At 38.7% G+C, this 20,900-nt stretch carries 17 protein-coding genes, 1 tRNA gene and 1 other RNA gene; 3 read left to right on the top strand and 16 right to left on the bottom strand.

The annotated features are described in order from the left end of the window. Positions 1–290 precede the first annotated feature (290 nt). Positions 291–363, top strand: a tRNA-Lys gene (locus B5D30_RS12080). 157 nt (positions 364–520) lie between these two features. Here B5D30_RS12080 and adhE read toward each other — a convergent pair. Both adhE and B5D30_RS12090 read right to left on the bottom strand, forming a co-directional pair. After that, positions 521–3,118 (bottom strand): bifunctional acetaldehyde-CoA/alcohol dehydrogenase, encoded by a 2,598-nt coding sequence (gene adhE, locus B5D30_RS12085; RefSeq protein ID WP_078808330.1) that lies wholly within the window; start codon positions 3,116–3,118, stop codon positions 521–523. A gap of 323 nt (positions 3,119–3,441) precedes the next feature. Beyond that, positions 3,442–3,729: a post-transcriptional regulator gene (locus B5D30_RS12090; protein WP_078808331.1), complete on the bottom strand. Its 288-nt coding sequence runs from the start codon at positions 3,727–3,729 to the stop codon at positions 3,442–3,444. A 418-nt stretch (positions 3,730–4,147) separates the two neighbouring features. On the opposite strand from B5D30_RS12090, the gene B5D30_RS12095 reads away from it, so the two are divergent. After that, entirely contained in the window at positions 4,148–4,522 is a 375-nt protein-coding gene (locus B5D30_RS12095) for a hypothetical protein (protein ID WP_078808332.1), read from the top strand. Between the two features lie 74 nt (positions 4,523–4,596). Here the strand turns inward: B5D30_RS12095 and B5D30_RS12100 are convergent, their stop codons facing one another. From B5D30_RS12100 to B5D30_RS12135, 8 genes are all read right to left on the bottom strand, one after another. Next, the gene (locus B5D30_RS12100; protein ID WP_078808333.1) at positions 4,597–5,757 is read right to left on the bottom strand and encodes a cation:proton antiporter; all 1,161 of its coding nucleotides are present in this window, start codon (positions 5,755–5,757) and stop codon (positions 4,597–4,599) included. A 12-nt stretch (positions 5,758–5,769) separates the two neighbouring features. Next, a complete protein-coding gene (locus tag B5D30_RS12105; RefSeq protein ID WP_078808334.1) occupies positions 5,770–7,917 on the bottom strand; it encodes a heavy metal translocating P-type ATPase in 2,148 nt (715 codons plus the stop codon). Between the two features lie 24 nt (positions 7,918–7,941). After that, complete coding sequence (locus B5D30_RS12110) at positions 7,942–8,151, bottom strand: heavy-metal-associated domain-containing protein (protein WP_078808335.1); 210 nt, start codon at positions 8,149–8,151, stop codon at positions 7,942–7,944. 265 nt (positions 8,152–8,416) lie between these two features. After that, positions 8,417–9,511: a DUF871 domain-containing protein gene (locus B5D30_RS12115; protein ID WP_078808336.1), complete on the bottom strand. Its 1,095-nt coding sequence runs from the start codon at positions 9,509–9,511 to the stop codon at positions 8,417–8,419. A gap of 186 nt (positions 9,512–9,697) precedes the next feature. Then, entirely contained in the window at positions 9,698–10,096 is a 399-nt protein-coding gene (gene spx, locus B5D30_RS12120; protein ID WP_078808337.1) for a transcriptional regulator Spx, read from the bottom strand. A gap of 457 nt (positions 10,097–10,553) precedes the next feature. Continuing rightward, the gene (locus B5D30_RS12125; protein WP_078808338.1) at positions 10,554–14,957 is read right to left on the bottom strand and encodes a PolC-type DNA polymerase III; all 4,404 of its coding nucleotides are present in this window, start codon (positions 14,955–14,957) and stop codon (positions 10,554–10,556) included. A 76-nt stretch (positions 14,958–15,033) separates the two neighbouring features. After that, a complete protein-coding gene (locus B5D30_RS12130; RefSeq protein WP_078808344.1) occupies positions 15,034–15,408 on the bottom strand; it encodes a CvfD/Ygs/GSP13 family RNA-binding post-transcriptional regulator in 375 nt (124 codons plus the stop codon). Positions 15,409–15,572: 164 nt separating this feature from the next. Further along, positions 15,573–16,163 carry a peptidylprolyl isomerase gene (locus B5D30_RS12135; protein ID WP_078808339.1) on the bottom strand — a complete coding sequence of 197 codons (591 nt, stop codon included), beginning with the start codon at positions 16,161–16,163 and terminating at the stop codon, positions 15,573–15,575. A 104-nt stretch (positions 16,164–16,267) separates the two neighbouring features. Here B5D30_RS12135 and B5D30_RS13305 point away from each other — a divergent pair, with 104 nt between their 5' ends. Further along, complete coding sequence (locus B5D30_RS13305; RefSeq protein WP_144399606.1) at positions 16,268–16,468, top strand: hypothetical protein; 201 nt, start codon at positions 16,268–16,270, stop codon at positions 16,466–16,468. Here B5D30_RS13305 and B5D30_RS12140 read toward each other — a convergent pair. The 6 genes from B5D30_RS12140 to B5D30_RS12160 form a co-directional block, all read right to left on the bottom strand. Further along, a complete protein-coding gene (locus B5D30_RS12140) occupies positions 16,383–18,254 on the bottom strand; it encodes a glycoside hydrolase family 13 protein (protein ID WP_078808340.1) in 1,872 nt (623 codons plus the stop codon). The genes B5D30_RS13305 and B5D30_RS12140 overlap by 86 nt on opposite strands. A gap of 537 nt (positions 18,255–18,791) precedes the next feature. Further along, positions 18,792–19,160: RNase P RNA component class B (gene rnpB, locus B5D30_RS12145), an RNA gene on the bottom strand. Positions 19,161–19,177: 17 nt separating this feature from the next. Then, entirely contained in the window at positions 19,178–19,573 is a 396-nt protein-coding gene (gene gpsB, locus B5D30_RS12150; protein ID WP_078808341.1) for a cell division regulator GpsB, read from the bottom strand. Continuing rightward, positions 19,524–19,658, bottom strand: a complete 135-nt coding sequence (locus B5D30_RS14395; RefSeq protein ID WP_268802127.1) for a hypothetical protein — start codon at positions 19,656–19,658, stop codon at positions 19,524–19,526. Before B5D30_RS14395 ends, gpsB begins: the two co-directional genes overlap by 50 nt. Further along, on the bottom strand, positions 19,648–20,193 hold the full coding sequence (locus tag B5D30_RS12155; protein WP_078808342.1) for an SLOG family protein: 546 nt from the start codon (positions 20,191–20,193) through the stop codon (positions 19,648–19,650). The genes B5D30_RS14395 and B5D30_RS12155 overlap by 11 nt, the downstream gene beginning before the upstream one ends. A gap of 247 nt (positions 20,194–20,440) precedes the next feature. Beyond that, a partial coding sequence (locus B5D30_RS12160) for a lytic exoenzyme target recognition domain-containing protein (protein ID WP_327442546.1) occupies positions 20,441–20,900 on the bottom strand: 460 nt, incomplete at its 5' end.

Consider the following 20,900-nt stretch of genomic DNA (forward strand, 5'->3'; position numbering starts at 1 on the left):
GAACTTGTTCGCTATTTTCGCAAAGCGAAAACAAATGCCAACGAACAACCATAGCAAGCTAAAAAATTTAATATCATCAAATACTATCAAGGACTGATAGCTCAATTGGCAGAGCAAAATTCTGAAGCGGAGTCGAAATGCAGAGCATTTCAGCGGAGTGAAGAATTTTGTGAGTGGCATTTGCAAAACGAAGTTTTGTGCGAACTTGTTCGCTATTTTCGCAAAGCGAAAACAAATGCCAACGAACAAATATAGCAAGCTAAAAAATTTAATATCATCAATACTATCAAGGACTGATAGCTCAATTGGCAGAGCAACGGACTCTTAATCCGTGGGTTTAGGGTTCGATTCCCTATCAGTCCATAACGTAAAAAGTCAAGCAGAACAAAGGTTTCACCTTGTGAGCTTGACTATTTTTTTTAGAAGTGCCCTTAAAAATTTTTCCAACATTTGTAACATCTCCAACCCAACTAAAACCCACCCCGAAATTCAACCTTTCAGGGTGGGCATCGTTTTTTAATTAACCTTTATAATCAAAACAAGTTTCAATGATTCCTTTTAGTTCAGAAATCAAAGGTTCTTTAGGGTTAGCAGTTGTACATTGGTCTTCGTATGCTTTTTCAGATAAGTGATCAATGTCAGCATCCATTTGTGCTTTTGTTACGCCTTGAGCTTTCCAGTTCATTTCGATACCAACAGATTTACCAAGTTCGTAAACAGCTGATGCTAAAGATTCTACTAATTCTGCAGTTGTTTTTCCTTTTAGTCCTAAGAAACGAGCAATGTCTGCATAGTCTTCATCCGCACGGAAGTAGTCATATTTAGGGAACATAGCGTGTTTGCTAGGGTCAGCTGCATTGTAACGAATTACGTGTGGTAACAAAATTGCATTTGTACGTCCATGAGGAATGTTCCATTCTCCACCCACTTTGTGAGCGATAGAGTGAGTAATACCTAAGAACGCATTTGCAAATGCCATACCTGCAATCGTAGAGGCGTTATGCATTTTTTCACGGCTTTCTGGATCAGCTACTTTCACTGATTTTTCAAGGTTTTCAAATACCAATTTAATAGCATTCAATGACAATCCACGAGTGTAATCACTTGCCATAACAGATACATAAGACTCAATAGCGTGTGTCAACACGTCCATACCAGTGTCTGCTGTTACGCTTGCCGGTACTGACAATACAAATTGAGGGTCAATGATTGCCACATCTGGAGTCAATGCGTAATCTGCCAATGGATATTTTGTATGGTCGTCACTATCTGTAATAACCGCAAATGGCGTTACCTCAGAACCTGTACCTGAAGTTGTTGGGATACATACAAATTGTGTTTTAATTGCAGAAGCAATTTTGTACGTACGTTTGCGAATATCCAAGAATTTTTGTTTTGCTCCGAAGAAGTTCAAGTCTGGGTGTTCAAAGAACATCCACATAGCTTTCGCCGCATCCATTGCAGACCCACCACCAAGTGCGATGATTGTATCTGGTTGGAAGTTGTTGAACATTTCAAGTCCTTTGTAAACAGTGTTTGTTGAAGGGTTTGGTTCTACTTCTGAGAACACTTCAACTTTCACGTCATTTTTACGTTTTGCAAGTTCTGCACGAACCAAATCAGCATAGCCGAATTGTACCATACCTGGGTCACATACAAGCATTACGCGTTCTACGTTTTCCATTTTTTGCAAGTATTGTAGAGAGTTTTTCTCAAAGTAAACTTTTGGTGGTAATTTGAACCATTGCATATTGTTTCTCCGTTTCGCAAGAGTTTTCACGTTAATCAAGTTGACTGCTGATACGTTACGTGAAACTGAGTTTTTACCATAAGAACCACAACCAAGTGTCAATGATGGAATCATTTCATTGTAAATGTTTCCGATACCACCTTCAGCAGCTGGAGAGTTTACAAGTAAACGACAAGCTTTCATGCGTAGACCGAAACGTACTTGCAATTCTTCATCTTCTGAATGGATAACCGCAGTATGTCCAAGTCCACCAAGTTCAAGCATTGCTTCACATAAGTCAAGAGCGTGTGCTTCTGTGTCAGCTTTAATCATCGCCAATACTGGAGAAAGTTTTTCACGAGAAAGTGGGTAATCTGCACCTACACCGTCAATTTCAGCGATAAGAATTTTTGTTCCTTTTGGTACTTTAATTCCTGCTAATTCTGCAATGTATTCAGCAGAGTAACCTACGATTTTTGGATTTACTGCATATTTTCCTTCGTTCATTACTGCATCTTCTAATTTTTGAAGTTCAGATTTTTTCACAAAGTAGCAATTGTGTTTTTCAAATTCAGCTTTTACTTCGTTGTAAACTTCTTTATCAACGATAGCTGCTTGTTCAGACGCACAAATCATTCCGTTATCAAATGATTTTGATACGATAATGTCATTTACTGCACGTTTGATTTTTGCTGATTTATGGATATAACTTGGTGTGTTCCCAGGACCTACACCAAGAGCTGGTTTACCAGTTGAGTAAGCTGATTTCACCATTGCTGCACCACCAGTTGCAAGTACTGTTGCAATTTGTGGGTGGTTCATCAAAAGACCTGTTGCTTCGATTGAAGGATGTTCAATCCATTGCACACAGTTTTCTGGTGCTCCTGCTTTAATTGCCGCATCACGCACGATTTCAGCTGCTTTTGCAGAAGATTTTTGTGCAGACGGATGGAATGCAAAAACGATTGGGTTACGAGTTTTCAAGGCAATCATTGCTTTGAAAATTGTAGTAGAAGTTGGGTTAGTTGTTGGTGTTACCCCACAAACTACACCGACAGGCTCAGCGATTTCGATAAGTCCTGTTTGTTTGTCTTCATTAATTACACCGACAGTTTTGTCATGCTTGATTGAGTTCCAAATATACTCAGAAGCGTACATATTTTTAATCGCTTTGTCTTCGTAAATTCCACGACCAGTTTCTTCTACTGCCATTTTCGCAAGTGGCATATGTTGGTCAAGTGCTGCCATTGCCATTTCGTGAACAATGTGGTCTACTTCTTCTTGTGTGAAGCTTTCCATTTCTTTGAGTGCAACTGTCGCTTTTACCGCTAAGTCGTCAATCATTGCTGGTACATCAATAGTTTGTGCTTTTTCCGCTGTTTTCGGCATTTTTTTTCCTCCTTGGAAAGAATCCCTGTTTATTATTTTTGACGAAAAATTCCGTTCGTCATTTCACAGTCTTTATATTACACTATTTTTGTTCGCTTGTAAACAGTTTTCTGCTAACAAAATCACAGACTTTTTTCTTTCATTTGTGAAAAAGGATATTTTTTCACAAAATATCTCTCCGAAAGCTATTTCTAACAAAAAACAGCTTGTGAAATTCACAATTTAATTTTCTCAAAAAAAATTTTCCTTTTTCTTAAACTTCTTCATTTGTGACTTCCAATAACAAAAAACCACCTAGTATTTTCAAAATAGCTAGGTGGTTATCATATTAAATCACGCAATTCTTGGCAGTTCTCAAGATTTTCCTTACTTGTCGCTGCTAAAATGCGTTGATAATCAAAAAATTCATGTGCTTGAACTTCTAAAATATCTTTTTTCCGTTTGTTCAAGGTCCAGCGTGATTGCTTACTCCAGCGATAATTCACTAGATAGTTCAATAAATCACGTTCAGTGATGCCTATATACCCCATTTTCCGAAACTTCTCTACTTTATTCGACAATTCTGCCTTGTATCTCATTCGATCAATCAAATTCAATTGAACCTCTTGCACGAAAACACCCTCCTTTTTCTAGCTAGAACCAACTTCAAAACGCCCCGCTCGCTTTTCTTTGTCTAGCTACGTGGGGCTGAAGTCTGGTGGTTGTTCGCAATGCCACTTGAAACTAACGTTTCAAGCAAGTAAATGGCATGGCTCACTACCACAGACTTCAAAACGCCCCGCTCGCTTTTCTTTGTCTAGCTACGTGGGGCTGAAGTCTGGTGGCTGTTCGCAGTACCGCTTGAAACTAAAGTTTCAAGCAAGTAAACGGCACGGCTCACTGCCACAGACTTCAAAACGCCCCACTCGCTTTTCTTTCAATTTATTAGCGTTCTTCTTATTATACAATATTTTTCCCGTTTTTGAAACATCTTCTTTTGTATAGAGAGAAAATCGTGTTATACTTAATTTATTGGTGAGGTGATAAAAATTGCTGAATAAACAACAATTTGTCAAAGGACTAAATTCTCTTGTACCGATTGTTCAAAATGTTCACGAACTCTCAAAAGGTGAAGTACGCTTTTCTGTTTTTGCAGATAGCGGTTATGAATTTAGGTTAAAAATTTATCCGTCCGACCTGCAAACAGAAGACGACATGGATTATCTTGGCAATCTTTGGGAATTTGCCTATTACGAATTTGACTTGTCAAGAGAAATGGAAGCTTTTCGAGAGGTCACTGACTATTCTCAACGCTTTTCATTCCAAGAAACTTTACATGACTTTGAAGATTTAAAGAAAAAATTAGAAATTATCCTTCGCTCCCTTGAAAAATTAGAGCAAGACATTGAGAATAATTCGGAATAACTTAAAAGGACAACACTTTACACACGACTGATGTGCAAACTGTTGTCCTTTATTGTTGAGCTGTTGCAGACTTCTTAACGCACCTCTTCTAAATAAGAAAAAGAATGTTTGAGTATAAATGGTGCAATCAATGTTGTCACCACAATGACGACGACTAATTGTGAATAAATTCCACTATGAATAATTTTGTAGTCAAAGCCGATTTGTGCAACAATTAGTGCCATTTCTCCACGAGAAACCATTCCCGCACCAATCATATAGCCACTCCCCCAAGAAAATCCGCTCCATTTGCTTGCTATCATGCCTCCGAAAAGTTTGGTTGCAATCGCCAAAATCGTGAAAATTACAAGTATGAGTAAAACTTTTGACATTCCTGTAAAATCCATTTTCAGTCCAATGCTCGCAAAGAAAATCGGAATGAAAAAAGCGTAGCCGATAACGGAAATCGGGTGTTCTATTTCATGTTTGGATTTCGTATTGCTAATAGCTACCCCTGCAAAAAATGCTCCAATTACATCACTCAATCCACAAACTTCCGCAAGTTCAGCCATGCCCAAGCAAAGAATGACTGCTCCAATGGTTGTATTCGCAAAAACGGGAAGTTTTTTAGAAATCCTCATGACGAATGGTGCAATATAATGAAAAACAGCCAAAATCAACACAATATAAACAAGTTGGAGCAACATTGTCACATAAAGCGGTTTTTCTGCGGCATTTCCTGTGGAACTGGAGACAACCGTGATAAAAAGGCTTAGCACTACAACAGCAAGCACATCATCTACTACTGCCGCACCCAAAATAGTAGCTCCTTCCTTGCTCTTGAGCTTTTTAAATTCCTGCAACACCTCCACTGTAATTGAAACACTTGTTGCTGCATAAACAATCCCGAAAAAAATCGCCTGCGTATTCGTATAGTGAAATACTTTTCCTGCACCGAAAAAGACGATAATCGGAAGTAATACACCTAAGATTGCCACCATAACAGAGGGTTTCATATATCGCTTTAGCAAGTCAACATCACTTTCAAGTCCTGCGATAAACATCAGAAAAATAACACCTATTTCTGACAAAAATTCTAACGTATGGCTAGGTTTTAGCAAATGGAGCAAACTTGGCCCAAGCAAAATCCCTACTAAAAGTTGCCCGACTACTGCTGGCAAAGAAAACCGCTTGAACAGCGACCCCATTACCATTGAGGCAATTAAAATAATGGCAATCATGCCTAATTCTGTCATACTCTCTTCCTCTCAATATTTTTTCGACCTCAAGGCAAGTGAACTTATAATTACACTTACACTACTGAGTGCCATCATTGTGCCTGCAAGTGTTGGTGTTAAAATGCCAATTGCTGCAATTGGAATACCAATAATATTGTAAATAAATGACCAAAAAAGATTGTGTCGTATTTTTGTCAATGTTCTTTTAGATAAATAGAAAAGTTGAATAATTTTTTTCAAATTCCCATCTAAAAACGTCACATCACTTGATTCTATCGCAATATCACTGCCACTTCCCATCGCCACACCAACCTCTGCTATGCTTAATGCCGCCGCATCGTTGACTCCGTCACCTGCCATTAGCACTTTTTTCCCTTGGTTTTGAAAAGAGAGAACAATTTCCGCCTTTTCGTCTGGCAAAACTTCGGCATAGACATTTTCCTTTGAAAGATTAAGTAACTCAGCCGTTTGTTCAGCGACAATTCGTTTATCACCACTTAGTAAAACGACTTCTTTTTTCATTTGCACTAGTTCTTGGAGAATCGTTTTCGCCTCTGGTTTGATTTCATCATGCAGGCGAACAGATGAGAGAATTTCTTCTCCGTTTGTCAAATACACACTGGTGGTATTTGTTTCCTTTGGAATACTCACCCCGAGAGTTTTCATCATGTTTTCACTGCCGACAAAATATTGTTTGCCAGAAATCGTCGCTTTCAAGCCACTTCCAGCGATTTCTTCAACATTTTCTACGCTCAAAATTTCTCCTGTATAATTTTCTGCAATCGCTCGGGCAATCGGGTGATTGCTTTTCCTTTCGATACTCGCTAAAATTTTGCGATTTTCTTCTTTTCCAGAAAAATTTTCAACAGATAATTTTCCTTGCGTTAACGTGCCTGTTTTGTCGAAAATAATCGTGTCAATTTCATTCATTCGCTCCATTGTTTGTGCATCACGAATGAAAATACCAAGTCGTGCGGCAATTCCACTTGCCACAATAATCGCCGTCGGTGTCGCAAGCCCTAATGCACAAGGACAAGCTACAACTAAAACAGCTGTCGCATGAAGGAGAGAAGTTTCCACTTGATTGGTCAAAAACCACGTCAAAAGAAATGTTAAAAGAGCAATCAATAAAACAATCGGAACAAAAATACTGCTCATCTTGTCCGCCAATTGCTGAATTTCTGCTTTACTCCCTTGTGATTCTTCGACCAAATCAATGATTTTCGTCAGCAAAAAGTCCTCACTGTCCTCTGTCACTTCAATCTCAAGAACACCTGTCAAATTACTTGTACCAGCGTAAACCAACTCACCCACCGTTTTTTCAACAGGCACACTCTCACCTGTCAAATTTGACTCATCAAGTGTCGAAAATCCTTTGATAATTTTTCCGTCAACTGCGACACTACTTCCTGAAAGCACCTGCACACAGTCGCCTTTTTGAATCTCTGAGATTTCTTTTTCAATAATTTTGCCATTTTGTATGACTTGCACACGTTTTTCCTGCAAATTCATCAATTGTTCTATCGCTTTTCCTGTCTTAGCTTTTCCACGCATTTCAAGAAATTTCCCGAGTGTCACAAGTGTCAAAATTGACGCACTCGACTCAAAATGCACTGCTGAAGATTGATTCAGTAGTAACCCAAAGATGATACTAGACACATAGGCAACACTTGTTCCCAAAGAAACCAAAACGTCCATGTTTGCCGACTTATTTTTTAATGCCAAATAAGCACCTTTGTAAAATCTTGCACCGAGTAAAAACTGAACAGGTGTCGAAAGCAAAAATTGTGTTATCGGTAAATGCAAGAACATCAACGTTTGAACGTGCAAAGAAAATAACATCAAAAGCATACTGAAAAACATTGGGAGCGTAAAAATCACGCCTAGCAAGACATCTCGCTTTAGTTTAAGATACACTTTTTTTCTTGCTTGTTTCACGCTTTCCTTATGTGCTTTGTCGTAGAGAATTGCACCATAGCCAAGAGAAGTAATTCGTCCAATGACTTCCTCAATCGTACCACGTTCGTTTAAAATAACCGTTGCTCTTTCGGTTGCCAAGTTGACATTGTTCTCACTCACACCCTCAAGCGTACTAAGTCCTTTGTGAATACGAGCGGCACAATTTGCACAAGTCATTCCTGTTATTGCAAATGTTTTTTTGTTCCGTACCTCAGCCATGCTCCCCCTCCTTCTATGGATACTCTATTCTTCTGCTGAATACCCTGCGTTTTGAATCACTTGAATCAGCTCAGCAACGCTCGTTTCATTTTCATCAAATTTCACTTTGGCATTTTGCTTGCCTAGAGAAACACTTGCTTTTTTCACTCCTGCTGTTTCATTCAAACTATTTTCCACCGTAGCAACACAATGTTTACAAGTCATTCCTGTTATATTTAAAGTTGTTTTTTGCATAAATATTCCCTCCGATTTTTATTGGTACTTTTTCATTTTACACTACTTAGGAAAAATAAGAAAAGACCTAGCTTGCAAACTAGGTCAAATTTAAGGGTACCCTTATGGGCACCTCTAAAAACTCGCACTTATCCCAAATTGCTAGTTTTCCGTTTTTCTTCGTCAATCTCCTCAACCTATGAACCACATAGCTTTCGTCGATTTCCTCGAAAAACGAAAAACTATCTAATTTGGTATTAAGCGGAGTTTTTAGAGGTGCCCTTATTTATTTCGCTACTTCTACCATTTTAAAACTACTCCATGGTTGCAAGTAATCAAGCAAGAACAATTCATCATCAGAAATTCTGCCGACAACGTTAATTTGTCCTAGATTTTCCATATCTTTTAATGCAATTTGTGTCTCACCTTTGTACTGTCCAAAATTGACATTGCCAATCAATACGTCGCCACGCTTGATGTTTGGTGTGTTTGTCGCTGGAAATTCTTTGTCTTTATGCCAAACACGTGTCATGGTGCTACGCAAAATATACTCACTTCTATCTCCACGATAACTATGCTCACTTTCAAACAAAACGATGCGTTCATTTTCCGTAATCTCACTTGTTGTTACTACTTTGATAACAGGCTCCGCTGAGAAAAATGCCTCTGCCATTTCTTTTAGCTCCGCCTCGCTCGCATACGCATTGCCAATCGAAATATCATCAATGCCGCCCATAAGTTTCAAATGTTTCACCTGTGTCGCAACTGATAAATCACGGTGCATTTCAAGACTTGCCAAACCGTCATTGAATGGCCACGGCCCGAAAGTTGCACTGTGAGAATTGACAAATGCCATTGTATTCAAATTGTAGCGATTGAATTTTTCTGTGCAATATTTAAAATGCTCAAGCGAAAGACCTGAATAACGCATTGGGTAAAAATTATGACTCCCAAGTAAATTTTCCGTATTTGGCGAATAACTCATGATATTGTCTACATAATTTGTTCCTTGGCTCATGTTGATTTCAATTTTGATACCATAAGGATTGCGTGTCATTTTTGCTTCTTCTGCACCTGTAAATCCTAAGTCCAAACGAACTCCGTAAGCCCCCATTTCATCAAAGAATGATAGGTCATCATAACTTACACCAAGTTGCTCAAAAAGTGCAGGATTAATATCAACCATTACTTCCATGCCTAAAGAATTTGCATAATCTACTGGTTTTTTAAATCCTGCAAGCACTTCTTCTTTATCGCCATTAATCTCAAGCAACGATGTAAACACCCGCTTAAAACCATATTTGTGTGCTAAATCCAAATACTCCTTATCCTTTTCAAATGTTGAACGCTCTGGATAAATTGAAACACCTAATTTGCCCATTGTGTGATTCCTCCAAGTCTTTATTATCGTTCTAAAAATCACCTGATTTTTAGAACGTGTGCTGTATCCACTTTCATTTTAACAAATTTTTTCCATTTGGTCTATGCCAATCTTTGAAAATGGAGGTTTTTTTTCCGAAATAAAACACATGAATTGCTCATCCATGTGTTTTGGTTTATAAACACCTTATAACGCTGAAGCGTATTGTGCTTTTTGTAATGAGGCACGGCGAATTTTTCTTGGTAAAAAAACACGAATTTCGTCTTCGTTGTAGCCGACTTGTAGTCGTTTGTCGTCAATCATGATTGGGCGGCGTAAAAGTGTTGGATACTCTTCAATCGTTGCAATTAATTCACCAACGCTCATGTCGTCCATTCTATCTTTTATCAACGAGTACGCATTGGAACGTTTAGAAATAATATCTTCTGTACCATTTTCTGTCATCATTAAAATTTCACGTAGCTCATCGGCATTGACTTTTTGTCTTACCGTGTTCCGTTCGATATAAGGAATTTCATGGTCAATCAACCATTGACGAGCTTTTCTACAACTTGTGCAACTTGGGGACATAAATATTTTCAACATATGACACATCTCCTTTTCTAACTTGGAAGTACTGAAGTTTCGATGTCGTCTTTGATTTTTAGAAAGACTCTATGCGAAACGAAGTGACTTACTGCCACTGACTTCTTCGCTTTTTTTTATTATTTACTAGAAAGTTTTCAGATAAATATTCATTCTTCTCTCATTTTTTAACTTTGCCCTTTTAGTTAAAAAATAAATTTGGAACGTATGTGTTGTAAATTCTGATACAAGTATCTATGTAGATTACCTCATCACTTTCTATACAAAGATAATAATATAAAGAGAGCATTAAGTAAATATTAAAACTCTTTCATTTTGAAAAAGTTAAATATTTTTTATAACATTAAAAAAAGATTGCTTGTTCATCATTTAAAAAGCAGAGGAATGTAATATCTCCTCTGCTTTTTAGCGTTTTTTCTATCTTTTCATGTTATCATTTTATGATTATCTTTCTCATTTATAGTTCAAACAATGACAACTGATTTTCTTCAGGCATTCCTTTTAATGATCCGAGTTCATCTAATTTCTCAAGTAATGTCGTTGATAGAGCTGTGCGGTTTTTGAGTTCTTGCTTAGAAAGGAACTCTCCTTCCTCACGTGCAACCATGATTGATTTTGCCACATTGGCACCAAGCCCGTCTACTGCACGAAATGGTGGAATTAACTTATTTCCGTCAATTTTGAAATCATGCCAATCTGACTTGTAAAGATCAATTGTTGAAAATTCCATACCACGCTCAAGCATTTCATTGACAAGCTCTAAAACGGTGTACATATTCTTTTCTTTATTGCTTGCCTCATTTATTTTGACTTTTTCACGAATTTCTTCCATGCGTGCTTTAACAGCTGGGAGTCCGTCTGCCATTGCTTTCAAATCAAAATCATCTGCTCGATGAGAAAAATAGGCACAATAATAAATGATTGGGAAATGCACTTTGAAATATGCTACACGTAATGCCATTAACACGTAGGCTGCTGCATGGGCTTTTGGAAACATATATTTGATTTTTAAACAGCTATCAATGTACCAAGCTGGCACATCTTTCGCACGCATTTCCTCTTGCCATTCATCTGGTATTCCTTTCCCTTTACGCACACTTTCCATAATTTTAAAGGCTAAACCACTCTCCAACCCTCGGTGCATAAGGTAGACCATGATGTCATCACGACACCCAATTACACTGGCAAGGTTGGCAGTCCCCGCTTTTATCAATTCTTGTGCATTGCCAAGCCAAACGTCCGTTCCGTGAGAGAGTCCTGAAATCTGGAGAAGTTCCGCAAACGTTGAGGGATGTGTTTCTTCTAGCATGCCCCGAACAAATCCTGTTCCAAACTCTGGCACACCAAAAGTCCCTGTTTTAGAATAAATTTGCTCTGGTGTTACCCCTAAAACCTCTGGTCCTGAGAAAATTTTCATCACTTCTGGATCATCAGCTGGAATGGTTTTCGGATCAATGCCCGACAAATCTTGGAGCATACGGATCACCGTTGGGTCAACGTGTCCTAAAATATCGAGCTTTAAGACATTGTCATGGATACTATGAAAATCAAAATGCGTTGTCCGCCACGTAGCATTGACATCATCTGCTGGGTACTGGACAGGGGTAAAATCATATACGTCCATATATCCAGGAATAACGATAATTCCTCCTGGGTGCTGTCCTGTGGTTCGTTTGATCCCTGTTGTTCCAATAGAAAGTCTATCTACCTCAGCATTTCTTAGCGAAAGTGCATTGTCACGCTCCCATGCTTTTACAAAACCAAATGCTGTTTTCTCCTGCACACCTGAAATGGTGCCTGCACGAAAGGCATAATCTTCACCAAAAATATCACGACAATCTAAATGAGCACTCGGCTGATCTTCTCCAGAGAAATTCAAATCAATATCGGGTACTTTGTCCCCATGAAACCCAAGAAATGTTTCAAACGGAATATCTTGACCGTCTTTGTGTAATCTATTGCCACATTTCGGGCATTCCTTTTCCGGCATATCAAATCCACTACCATACGTACCGTCATCGTAAAACTCATGGTAATGGCAATTCAAACAAACATAGTGTGGTGGAAGTGGATTGACCTCGGTAATCCCTGTCATGGTCGCCACAAAACTTGAACCAACTGAACCACGAGACCCTACCAAATACCCTCGCTCATTAGAGCGATGTACTAATTCACGAGAAATCCAGTAAATCACGGCAAATCCATTCCCAATAATTGAAAACAGCTCTTTTTCAATCCGTTTTTCAACGATTTCTGGCAATTCCTCGCCATACATACTGGTCGCTGTTTCATAGGTCAAACGTGTAAGATTTTCTTCGACATTTTCCATTTTCGGTGTATACAAATCATCACGAACTGGCGTAATTTCCCCAAACCAATCGGCAACTAGATTGGAATTTTTCACGACAACCTCATGTGCTACTTCTTCTCCTAAAAAGGCAAAGTCTGCAAGCATTTCATCTGTCGTTCTAAAATGCACTTCTGGCATTGGTGGCAAAGAGTTTTGGTCGTCACGGAATTTCGGACGGTTTAATTCATTCTTCCACCCAAGCTGACGAATAAGAATTTCACGGTAAAGACTTTCTTCTTTATTGATATAATGTACATTTCCTGTTGCAACGACAGGTTTGTGAAGTTCATTTCCTAGTTTAATGATGTTTGACAAAACTTCTTTTAACTCATCATCTGTAAAAAGTTGGTCGAACACTTGAGGAGCATAAACACTTGGTGGCATAATCTCAAGAAAATCATAAAATTGTGCTTTTTTCTTCGCCTCCTCATAACTTTTTTCTGCCATAGCCGTAAAAACTTCACCACTTCGACAAGCAGAACCGAGAATGAGACTTTCACGAAATTCTTCAAGTAGTGCTCTTGGTACTCTTGGAACTTCGTAGAAATATTTGGTATTGGCATCACTTACTACACGGAATAGATCACGCAACCCCTCTTGATTTTTCGCATAAACGGTTGCGTGAAACGGTCTAGCACGTTTAAAGGCGTCTGGTGCAGAAACTTTTTCGTTTAGCTCATCATGTGTTACGACACCATATTTCTCGATTGCCTCTTTGACGAAAATCCACGCTAAATGTCCTGTCGCTTGTGAGTCAAAAATCGCATTATGGTGATTATCGCCCAGATCGATTTTGAATTTTTTGGTTAATTGACTCAAACCAAATCGTTTCATCTCTGGGTAGAGGTTGCGTGCAAATTCGAGCGTATCAAACCACGGCTCTTGAATTTCACTCATGCCAAAACGTGTGTAGTTGACATTCATATACCCTACGTCAAATGTTCCGTTGTGTGCTACAAGAACGGTATCTTTACAAAAGGCTTGAAATTCTTGCAACACTTGCTCAAGAGGTTTAGACCCTCGCACGTCATCATCTGTAATCCCTGTAAGTTGTTTGGTAAAGCGAGATAGTGGAAATCCAGGATCGATAAATTCTTCAAATTCCTCAATAACATTCCCCTTATACATCTTCACACCAGCAATCTGAATGATTTTTCCATAAACAGCAGAAAGCGAAGTCGTTTCAATATCGAATACAACATACGTTGCCTCATTAAGGTCAACAGGTGCATTATTATAAGCAATTGGCACTTCTTCATCTACCACATATGCCTCAAAACCATAAATAATCTTGAAGTCGTCTCCCTTTGCCGAATGTGCCTCAGGATAACTTTGTGCCACTCCGTGATCAGTAATCGCAAGTGCTTTATGTCCCCATTTTTTTGCCTGTGCAACATAACTACTTGCAGTATCAATTGCATCCATTGCAGACATATTTGTATGCAAATGCAATTCCACACGCTTTTCCTCTGCATAATCCATTCGATCACCATGCGGAATTTCCATTAAAGAATAGAGTTTTCCAACAATCAAATCACGTGCGTATTCATTATCCTCGACTTTTCCTTTGATTCTTACCCACAAACCTGTTCCTTTTTTCAAACTGACTTTACTATTAATCGCCTCAAAAATTGCCTCGTCCATTTTATTAAAACCAAATTTGCTCACTTGAAAACTGGAAGTGTAATCGGTGATTTCAAATTCTAAAATTTTCTTGCCTGTACGAGTTGTTTTGATTTCACTTTTGAAAATAAATCCTTCAAACACTACATTATCCGCAGGATGATTGATTTCTTTCATCGGGGTAATTTCTTCATGGTCGCTAATCGGTCGCCCTAGCTGAATAGAACCTGTAATTTCTGGAAGAGGTTCCTCCGTTTTTTCTTCCACCACTTGCTCTGCCACTCTTTGCTCAGCCTCAGCCATTTTCTCCTGTGCATAAATCGCCTCCAGTTGCTCTAGCTCCTCTTTTCTATCTTGGTGTGATTGCAATAAAATTTCCGCTTTTTCCTCGTCAATTTGTGTCAAAATCGAAAATTTTGGAAAACCTAATTGCTGAAAAGAACGCTCAAACGCTTGGCAATACGTTTCCTGTAACATTTTCTCGACTGCTACATTTGTTAAAAAAAGCACGACTCTTTCTTCTTGAAAGGACAATTTTGTTCGCTTTAGGCTTGCTTTCACCATTGGTGAGGCAATGCTTATTCGCTCTAAAATCATTTGCCAATAATCATTTAAAAGTTGCTCGTCAAAGCTCGTTTTTTCCACTTCTACAAACAACTCTACCGTTGCAATATTTTGAAAGGCAAAATGTAATTTTTCAACAAACTGCGACATTGTCTTTGCAGGCAAAAGCTGTTCAAAGAAAAGAGTAAATCTCCACACTCTTGTCTTTGGAAACACATCCACACGTTTCAATTCCCCACCAAAACCAAACATCTGCTGTTGAAATTCTTGTGAAAGTTGAATTTGCTGTAATAATTTTTCAAATAACTCTCTTTCCTGACTCATTTTCAAACTTCTCCTTCTTCTCATTTCCTAACATCGCAAGCATTCTCACTTCGTGTAGTGCAAATTAAAGACAGAGTTAATCGTCATGATTGGTCAAATCTTCTAGTGCAACTTTTATCCATTCATCAAGTGAGTTTTCGATTGTTTGAAATCCGATTTTTTTGTTTTTGTTCGTAGAATATTTTTTCTTGTGAAACGGTGGATTCACTGGGTACTTTTCAAGCACACGCAAAGACAAACTAATTTTTTTAGAATAATCGTCAATGTCGATAATTTTCGCCCGAATTTCTTGGTGAAGCGCCAATTTCTCTGCGATATTTTTTGTATAGCCTGACTGAATTTCCGACACATGAATTAAACCTTGCGTATTGTCCTCAAGCGTAATAAACGCACCATATGGTTGAATACCCGTCACACGTCCAGTAACAATATCTCCTATTTTGTAACTCATACCTTTTCTCATCTTTCATTCTTTTTATAACCCATTATACTATAAATATACGTGCAATTTCCTTAAAGTTACTTTTAAATACGGATTCAATTGTAAATTCTTTAGAAAAAAACATTGCTTTCCGTCAAAAAAAGGCTGGTGAATCGCCTCCCAGCCTCAAATTATTACTTCTCAATCAAAATGCTTTCAATTACCACATCATTTACAGGTTTATCCATTGCTCCACGTTGGGTATTCGCGATTTCGTCTACTACTTTCATAGATTCTTCATCTAGCACATGACCAAACACTGTATGACGACCGTCAAGATGAGGAGTACCGCCTTTTGTGTAGACTTCTGCTACTTCCTCTGGCCACCCGCCTGTGACAAGTTGATCTTTTTGATACGGAAGATTTTCGTTTTGTACAATGAAAAACTGACTTCCATTGGTATTCGGTCCCGCATTTGCCATAGAAATTGCTCCACGCAAATTGAAAACGTCCATTGAAAACTCGTCTTCAAATTTTTCACCGTAAATACTTTCTCCGCCCATACCAGTGCCTGTCGGATCTCCTCCTTGAATCATAAAATCAGGAATCACACGGTGGAAAATCACTCCATTGTAATAGCCTTTTTCTGCAAGTTCAACAAAATTTTTCACCGTCTTAGGTGCTACTTCTGGAAACAATACAAGACGAATTTCCCCTCTATTTGTTTGAACGGTCGCTTTCGGACCTTTCACTTCCGATAAATTTAATTGTGGATAATTACTCATGACTTACCTCTTTCATTTTTTATTGAAATACAATACTTAGTATAAGTTTATTTCCAGGGATTTTCAACAGAAAAGCGAAGAAGTGCGTTCTGGAGTTTGTCGTAGTGAGCCTTGCCATTTACTTGCCTGAAGCAAGGCTTCAGGTGGCATTGCGAACAGCGACCAAACTCCTGCACTTCGTAGCTAGACAAAGAAAAGCGGTGAGAGGCATTCTGAAGTCTATCGAACAACCTCAATCCCCACTCGTTCACTCAAGAAATAGCCGTCGAACGCCTCGATTTCCACTTCATCTAAAATCTGTCTGATTTTTTCGTAGGAAAGCGGACATTCAGAAGTGAAATTTAGCTCGTCTGACCAGATTTTTTGTTTTACACCTGTTGGGTTGACCACATACATGGTGTAGCCTTTTTCAGTAAAACGCATCACACCCAGCAGTTTATCTGAATAAAACGGTACAAAATCACCTATGACAATTGCATTTTCACGTTTTCTAATGTTAATCCATTTTTTCATTGATTTCATCAATTCTTCGTCTTCATTCCCCCATGGGAAAAATTTGCGATTGCTCGGGTCTTTTCCACCTGTTAAACCAGCCTCGTCTCCGTAATAAAAACACGGAACACCCGGGAGCATAGACATTAAACCAAAAGCTAAATTGACTTTTCGCTTGTTTTCACCAACCATTGTCAAAATACGCTCGGTGTCATGTGTACCAACATTGTTAAAATTATTGAGAAATACATCTTTTGGATAATTTTCTTGCAGAGTGGTCAGCTGAATAGCAGCATCTGCTGGCTTTAATTGTCCGTTTAACACACCTAAAATAATGTCACGAAATGGATAATTCATGCAAGAATGAAGTCCATGCCCTAAAATATAATCCCGACGTTTGTCGTAACTAATCTTGCGACTTGCATCTTCCCAAACTTCGCCAATTAATATTTTTTCAGGATAAGTATCCAAATTTTTGCGAATCCCTTGAATAAACTCATCTGGCAATTCGTCCGCCACGTCCAGTCGCCAGCCGTCAATGTTAAAACTATTCCATTTGGCAAGAACGCTGTCTACATCGCCATAAATATACTCTTGGAATCCTCGATTGTATTTGTCAATTTCTGGCAAATCATCAATTCCCCACCACGATTTGTATTCTCTTGGCCAATGAATAAATTTGAACCAATCGTAGTAAATGCTACTCTGGTTTTTACTCGCCCCAATATCCGAACCATAAGAGCCGTCTGCGTTGAAATAATAAGAATTTTTCCCCACATGACTAAACACTCCGTCAAGAATAATGTGCATATCATTTTCATGTAGCTTGTTCACTAATTTTCTAAACGTACGCTCATTGCCAAGCATTGGGTCAATGTTGAAATAATCTGACGTGTCGTAACGATGATTACTTCTCGCCTCAAAAATCGGATTGAGATAAATCGCTGTAACACCCAATTCTTCTTTCAAATAGGGAATTTTGTCAATAATTCCTTGGAGTGTCCCGCCGTAAAAATCCCAACGTGCAATGCCTCCGTCCTCACCTTTGACGTAAAACGGCTCATCTGTCGTTTGTCCGTAAATGAAAATATTTGCTTTCGGATTCAACACGTTCACACCAAGTGTATTTTCCTCATGCAAATGATTGTTGAATCTATCTGGGAAAATTTGGTAAAAAATAGACTCTCGATACCAGTCTGGAGGTGTTTCCGCCTGTTCGTAGCAAGTGATAGAAAACGGAATAATCGTGTTTTCATCGCCATAAAATCGCCCTTCTCCACCGTGACCGTTTTGTGAACCATAATACATACGAAACGTACCACCATTACTATGTTCTTTTACAACGAAATAATAAAAATACAAACCCGCACCTTGATTCATTTTGTACTTAAAACTAAAAAAACCCTCCTCACTTTTGGACGGAGACATTTCATAATACTCTTTCCCACGCATACCATTTTCATAGCGAATAACCAATTTCACCCCTTGAATGTCCGCTTCTGTCGCTTGAATACGAAACGTTACATCCTTCCCGGCTTTTACCGCACCAAAAGGCTTTTTGTATTTTGTAAACCAACTGTTGTAATAAATACGTGCCATGTGTTTTTCCTCCTTCTAACTACGAAGTGCTGGGGGTAGCTCGCAATGCCACAGACTTCAAAACGCACTTCTACGCTTTTCTTTGGCTAGCTGCGAGGGGCAGGAGGTGGGCAACTGTTCGCAACAACGCTCGAAACTTACGTTTCGAGTAAATAAACGTTGTCACTCACTGTTGCAACCTCCTGAACGCCCCTCTACGCTTTTCTTTGGCTAGCTACGAAGTGCTGAAGTCTGGTGGCTGTTCGCAGTGCCGATCGAAACTTGCGTTTCGATCAAGTAAACGGCACGGCTCACTGCCACAGACTTCAAACCGCACTTCTACGCTTTTCTTTGGCTAGCTGCGAGGGGCAGGAGGGGGCAACTGTTCGCAACAACGCTCGAAACTTACGTTTCGAGTAAATAAACGTTGTGGCTCACTGTTGCACCCTCCTTAACGCTCCTCTACGCTTTTCTTATCACAAAAAGCCTCTCAAAACTTGTTATAGCATTAAGTTTTGAGAGGTTCCATTCATTCCTTCATAAATCCACTATGCAGCTATCTATAAGCCATGTTTTGTTCCATTTTCCGCGTGGCACGAAAAATTTCGGTAATCATCTATCTGTGAATACACTCCGTAGGATGCGTTCATTTCCGCTCCAACAGATGCCCCTACCAAATGTTTGGGTTGCTCGCTTGAGGGGTTTACCTCGTTCCACTGACAAGTTTTCACCTGTCACTTCGTCACTGTGGCACTTTCAAGAATACTTACGCATATCTTATGACTTAGCGTTTTTTTCTGCCGTAGCCTTAATACTAAGACCCCTAGACTTATTTTTTCATCTAGCACAAACACTACGCTCATCTCAGAGCGTGCGAGCATGGACTTTCCTCAGCAAGCTCAAGACTTACCGCGATTACCCAATAGCTGCAATAGTCTCACCTGTTAAAATAGGCGAGTTGCTTCTTTGTCTACTTCTGGTTCAACAAACGCTCTGCGTGGTGCAGGTTGACCATTTTCATTGTCCGCACCTAGCTTGCTACCAAATACTTCACGCTCAAGATTGCTCAAACGTTTCAAAATATCAAAGTTGGTAACTGTTGCTGATTTCGGTTGTGCTGCCTCTTGCGGTTTCGCACTTGAAATTTTTTGCAATTTCTCTACTTGAGCTTGCAAATGGTCATTTTCCTCTTGAAGTGCTAAAATTTCCTTTTGCATCGCTTCATAATCACGAATAATGTTATCTAAGTATTCGTCCACTTCCTCTGGATCATACCCACGCATTTTCGTTTTAAATTGCTGATTTAGAATCTCTTGTGTTGTATAATTCAATTCGTCCATAATCCACCTCTACTTGATAATAATCCAATCCTTTCCTATTGTAACAAACTTTTCCCTTTTTTCCAACACCAACGTTACCAATCATTTAAAATTTCTGCTGTTTCTTGTAGTTCGTCCATGGAAATTTGACAAAGTGTGTATTCTTCAATTTCTTTTTTCTTCAAAATATCACGTAAAAGCCATTTTGGTTTCCCTTCCATTTCACTGTCGTAGAGCAATAATGCTCCTTGCGTGTGTTGCAATAAAAATTGTGTATGACTTCGCAGTTGTGCAGGCGTTTCATACGGCTTATGACTTGTAGCATTGACATAATCCGCCTTACTTTTCAACGTCTGTAATTTCATTTGGTTTTGCTCATTCCAATTCGAGCCAAATTCTTCAAACGGAAAAATCATTCCGAGCTTTGCTTGAGGATATTCTTCTTTCAAGGAAAGTACAATCTCCCCTGCCCAAAGTTCTGTCCCTAAATTGCCACTAATCAAGAACCATTCGACTCCTTGCTCTAAAAAATCTTTTATTCTTCGTGTAAGTGCGTACTTGATAACCACAAGTTTCGGGTCGTTTTCTTGGAAAATTGCCAACTCAAAACTTCTGTATCCGCTAATAAAAATTGTTTGCATATGCTTTTACCTTTTTTGTATTCTTAGTATTTGCTATAATAGTATTATTAGTATACAGTTTATCGCTCAAACAAGGATAAATTATTGATATAAATCTATTCTATCAACATTATTATCGTAATTCAATTTAAAGAATAACAATCAATTGAAATGCAAATCTAAACAAATAACTAAACAATTTTTACCAGTGGCAATATCATAAAAAGCGTGGCTTTCAAACCACGCTTTATATTTTACATAAGTTTTTTTAACCGTAATACAAATGATTTCCATTCCATGCAGAAAGCCAAATTCTCCCATGTCGAGCAGTGCCAAATTGTCGCCAATACCAACCGCTATCATAAACACCATAGTTTGTATCTGACAACTGTCCATAATCAAAAACAAAACAATCGCCTTTCTTCACTTCCGTTCCATTACTAGCTAGGTTTGTACCGTCTGCGTTAATTTTCGTAATGTAATCCACAGGGATTCCGTTATCCGTCCAGTCAAAACCAGCAGGAGCTAAATCATTACATCTAACTTGCCAAACACCATTCACAAACTGTAAATCATCAATTCGATACACCTTGCGTTTATCTTTCGTTACTGGTATCTTACTAGGCAACTGCCCCCATGTATCTTGTTCCAACAACCACCCTAACTCTTTACCGTTCAATTTCACAAGATACTCCTTCTTGCTCCATGAGTACACTTTCACTTGTTCT

The sequence above is a fragment of the Pilibacter termitis genome, from assembly GCF_900167335.1.
Lineage (GTDB): Bacteria > Bacillota > Bacilli > Lactobacillales > Streptococcaceae > Pilibacter > Pilibacter termitis.

What these genes read in the sequence shown, in the direction of transcription:
- B5D30_RS12110 (WP_078808335.1), bottom strand. Translation starts at nt 8,151, where the DNA reads ATGCAAAAAACAACTTTAAATATAACAGGAATGACTTGTAAACATTGT.
- B5D30_RS12115 (WP_078808336.1), bottom strand. Translation starts at nt 9,511, where the DNA reads ATGGGCAAATTAGGTGTTTCAATTTATCCAGAGCGTTCAACATTTGAA.
- B5D30_RS12100 (WP_078808333.1), bottom strand. Translation starts at nt 5,757, where the DNA reads ATGACAGAATTAGGCATGATTGCCATTATTTTAATTGCCTCAATGGTA.
- B5D30_RS12125 (WP_078808338.1), bottom strand. Translation starts at nt 14,957, where the DNA reads ATGAGTCAGGAAAGAGAGTTATTTGAAAAATTATTACAGCAAATTCAA.
- spx (WP_078808337.1), bottom strand. Translation starts at nt 10,096, where the DNA reads ATGTTGAAAATATTTATGTCCCCAAGTTGCACAAGTTGTAGAAAAGCT.
- B5D30_RS12130 (WP_078808344.1), bottom strand. Translation starts at nt 15,408, where the DNA reads ATGAGTTACAAAATAGGAGATATTGTTACTGGACGTGTGACGGGTATT.
- B5D30_RS14395 (WP_268802127.1), bottom strand. Translation starts at nt 19,658, where the DNA reads ATGATTGGTAACGTTGGTGTTGGAAAAAAGGGAAAAGTTTGTTACAAT.
- B5D30_RS12140 (WP_078808340.1), bottom strand. Translation starts at nt 18,254, where the DNA reads ATGGCACGTATTTATTACAACAGTTGGTTTACAAAATACAAAAAGCCT.
- gpsB (WP_078808341.1), bottom strand. Translation starts at nt 19,573, where the DNA reads ATGGACGAATTGAATTATACAACACAAGAGATTCTAAATCAGCAATTT.
- adhE (WP_078808330.1), bottom strand. Translation starts at nt 3,118, where the DNA reads ATGCCGAAAACAGCGGAAAAAGCACAAACTATTGATGTACCAGCAATG.
- B5D30_RS12155 (WP_078808342.1), bottom strand. Translation starts at nt 20,193, where the DNA reads ATGCAAACAATTTTTATTAGCGGATACAGAAGTTTTGAGTTGGCAATT.
- B5D30_RS12135 (WP_078808339.1), bottom strand. Translation starts at nt 16,163, where the DNA reads ATGAGTAATTATCCACAATTAAATTTATCGGAAGTGAAAGGTCCGAAA.
- B5D30_RS12105 (WP_078808334.1), bottom strand. Translation starts at nt 7,917, where the DNA reads ATGGCTGAGGTACGGAACAAAAAAACATTTGCAATAACAGGAATGACT.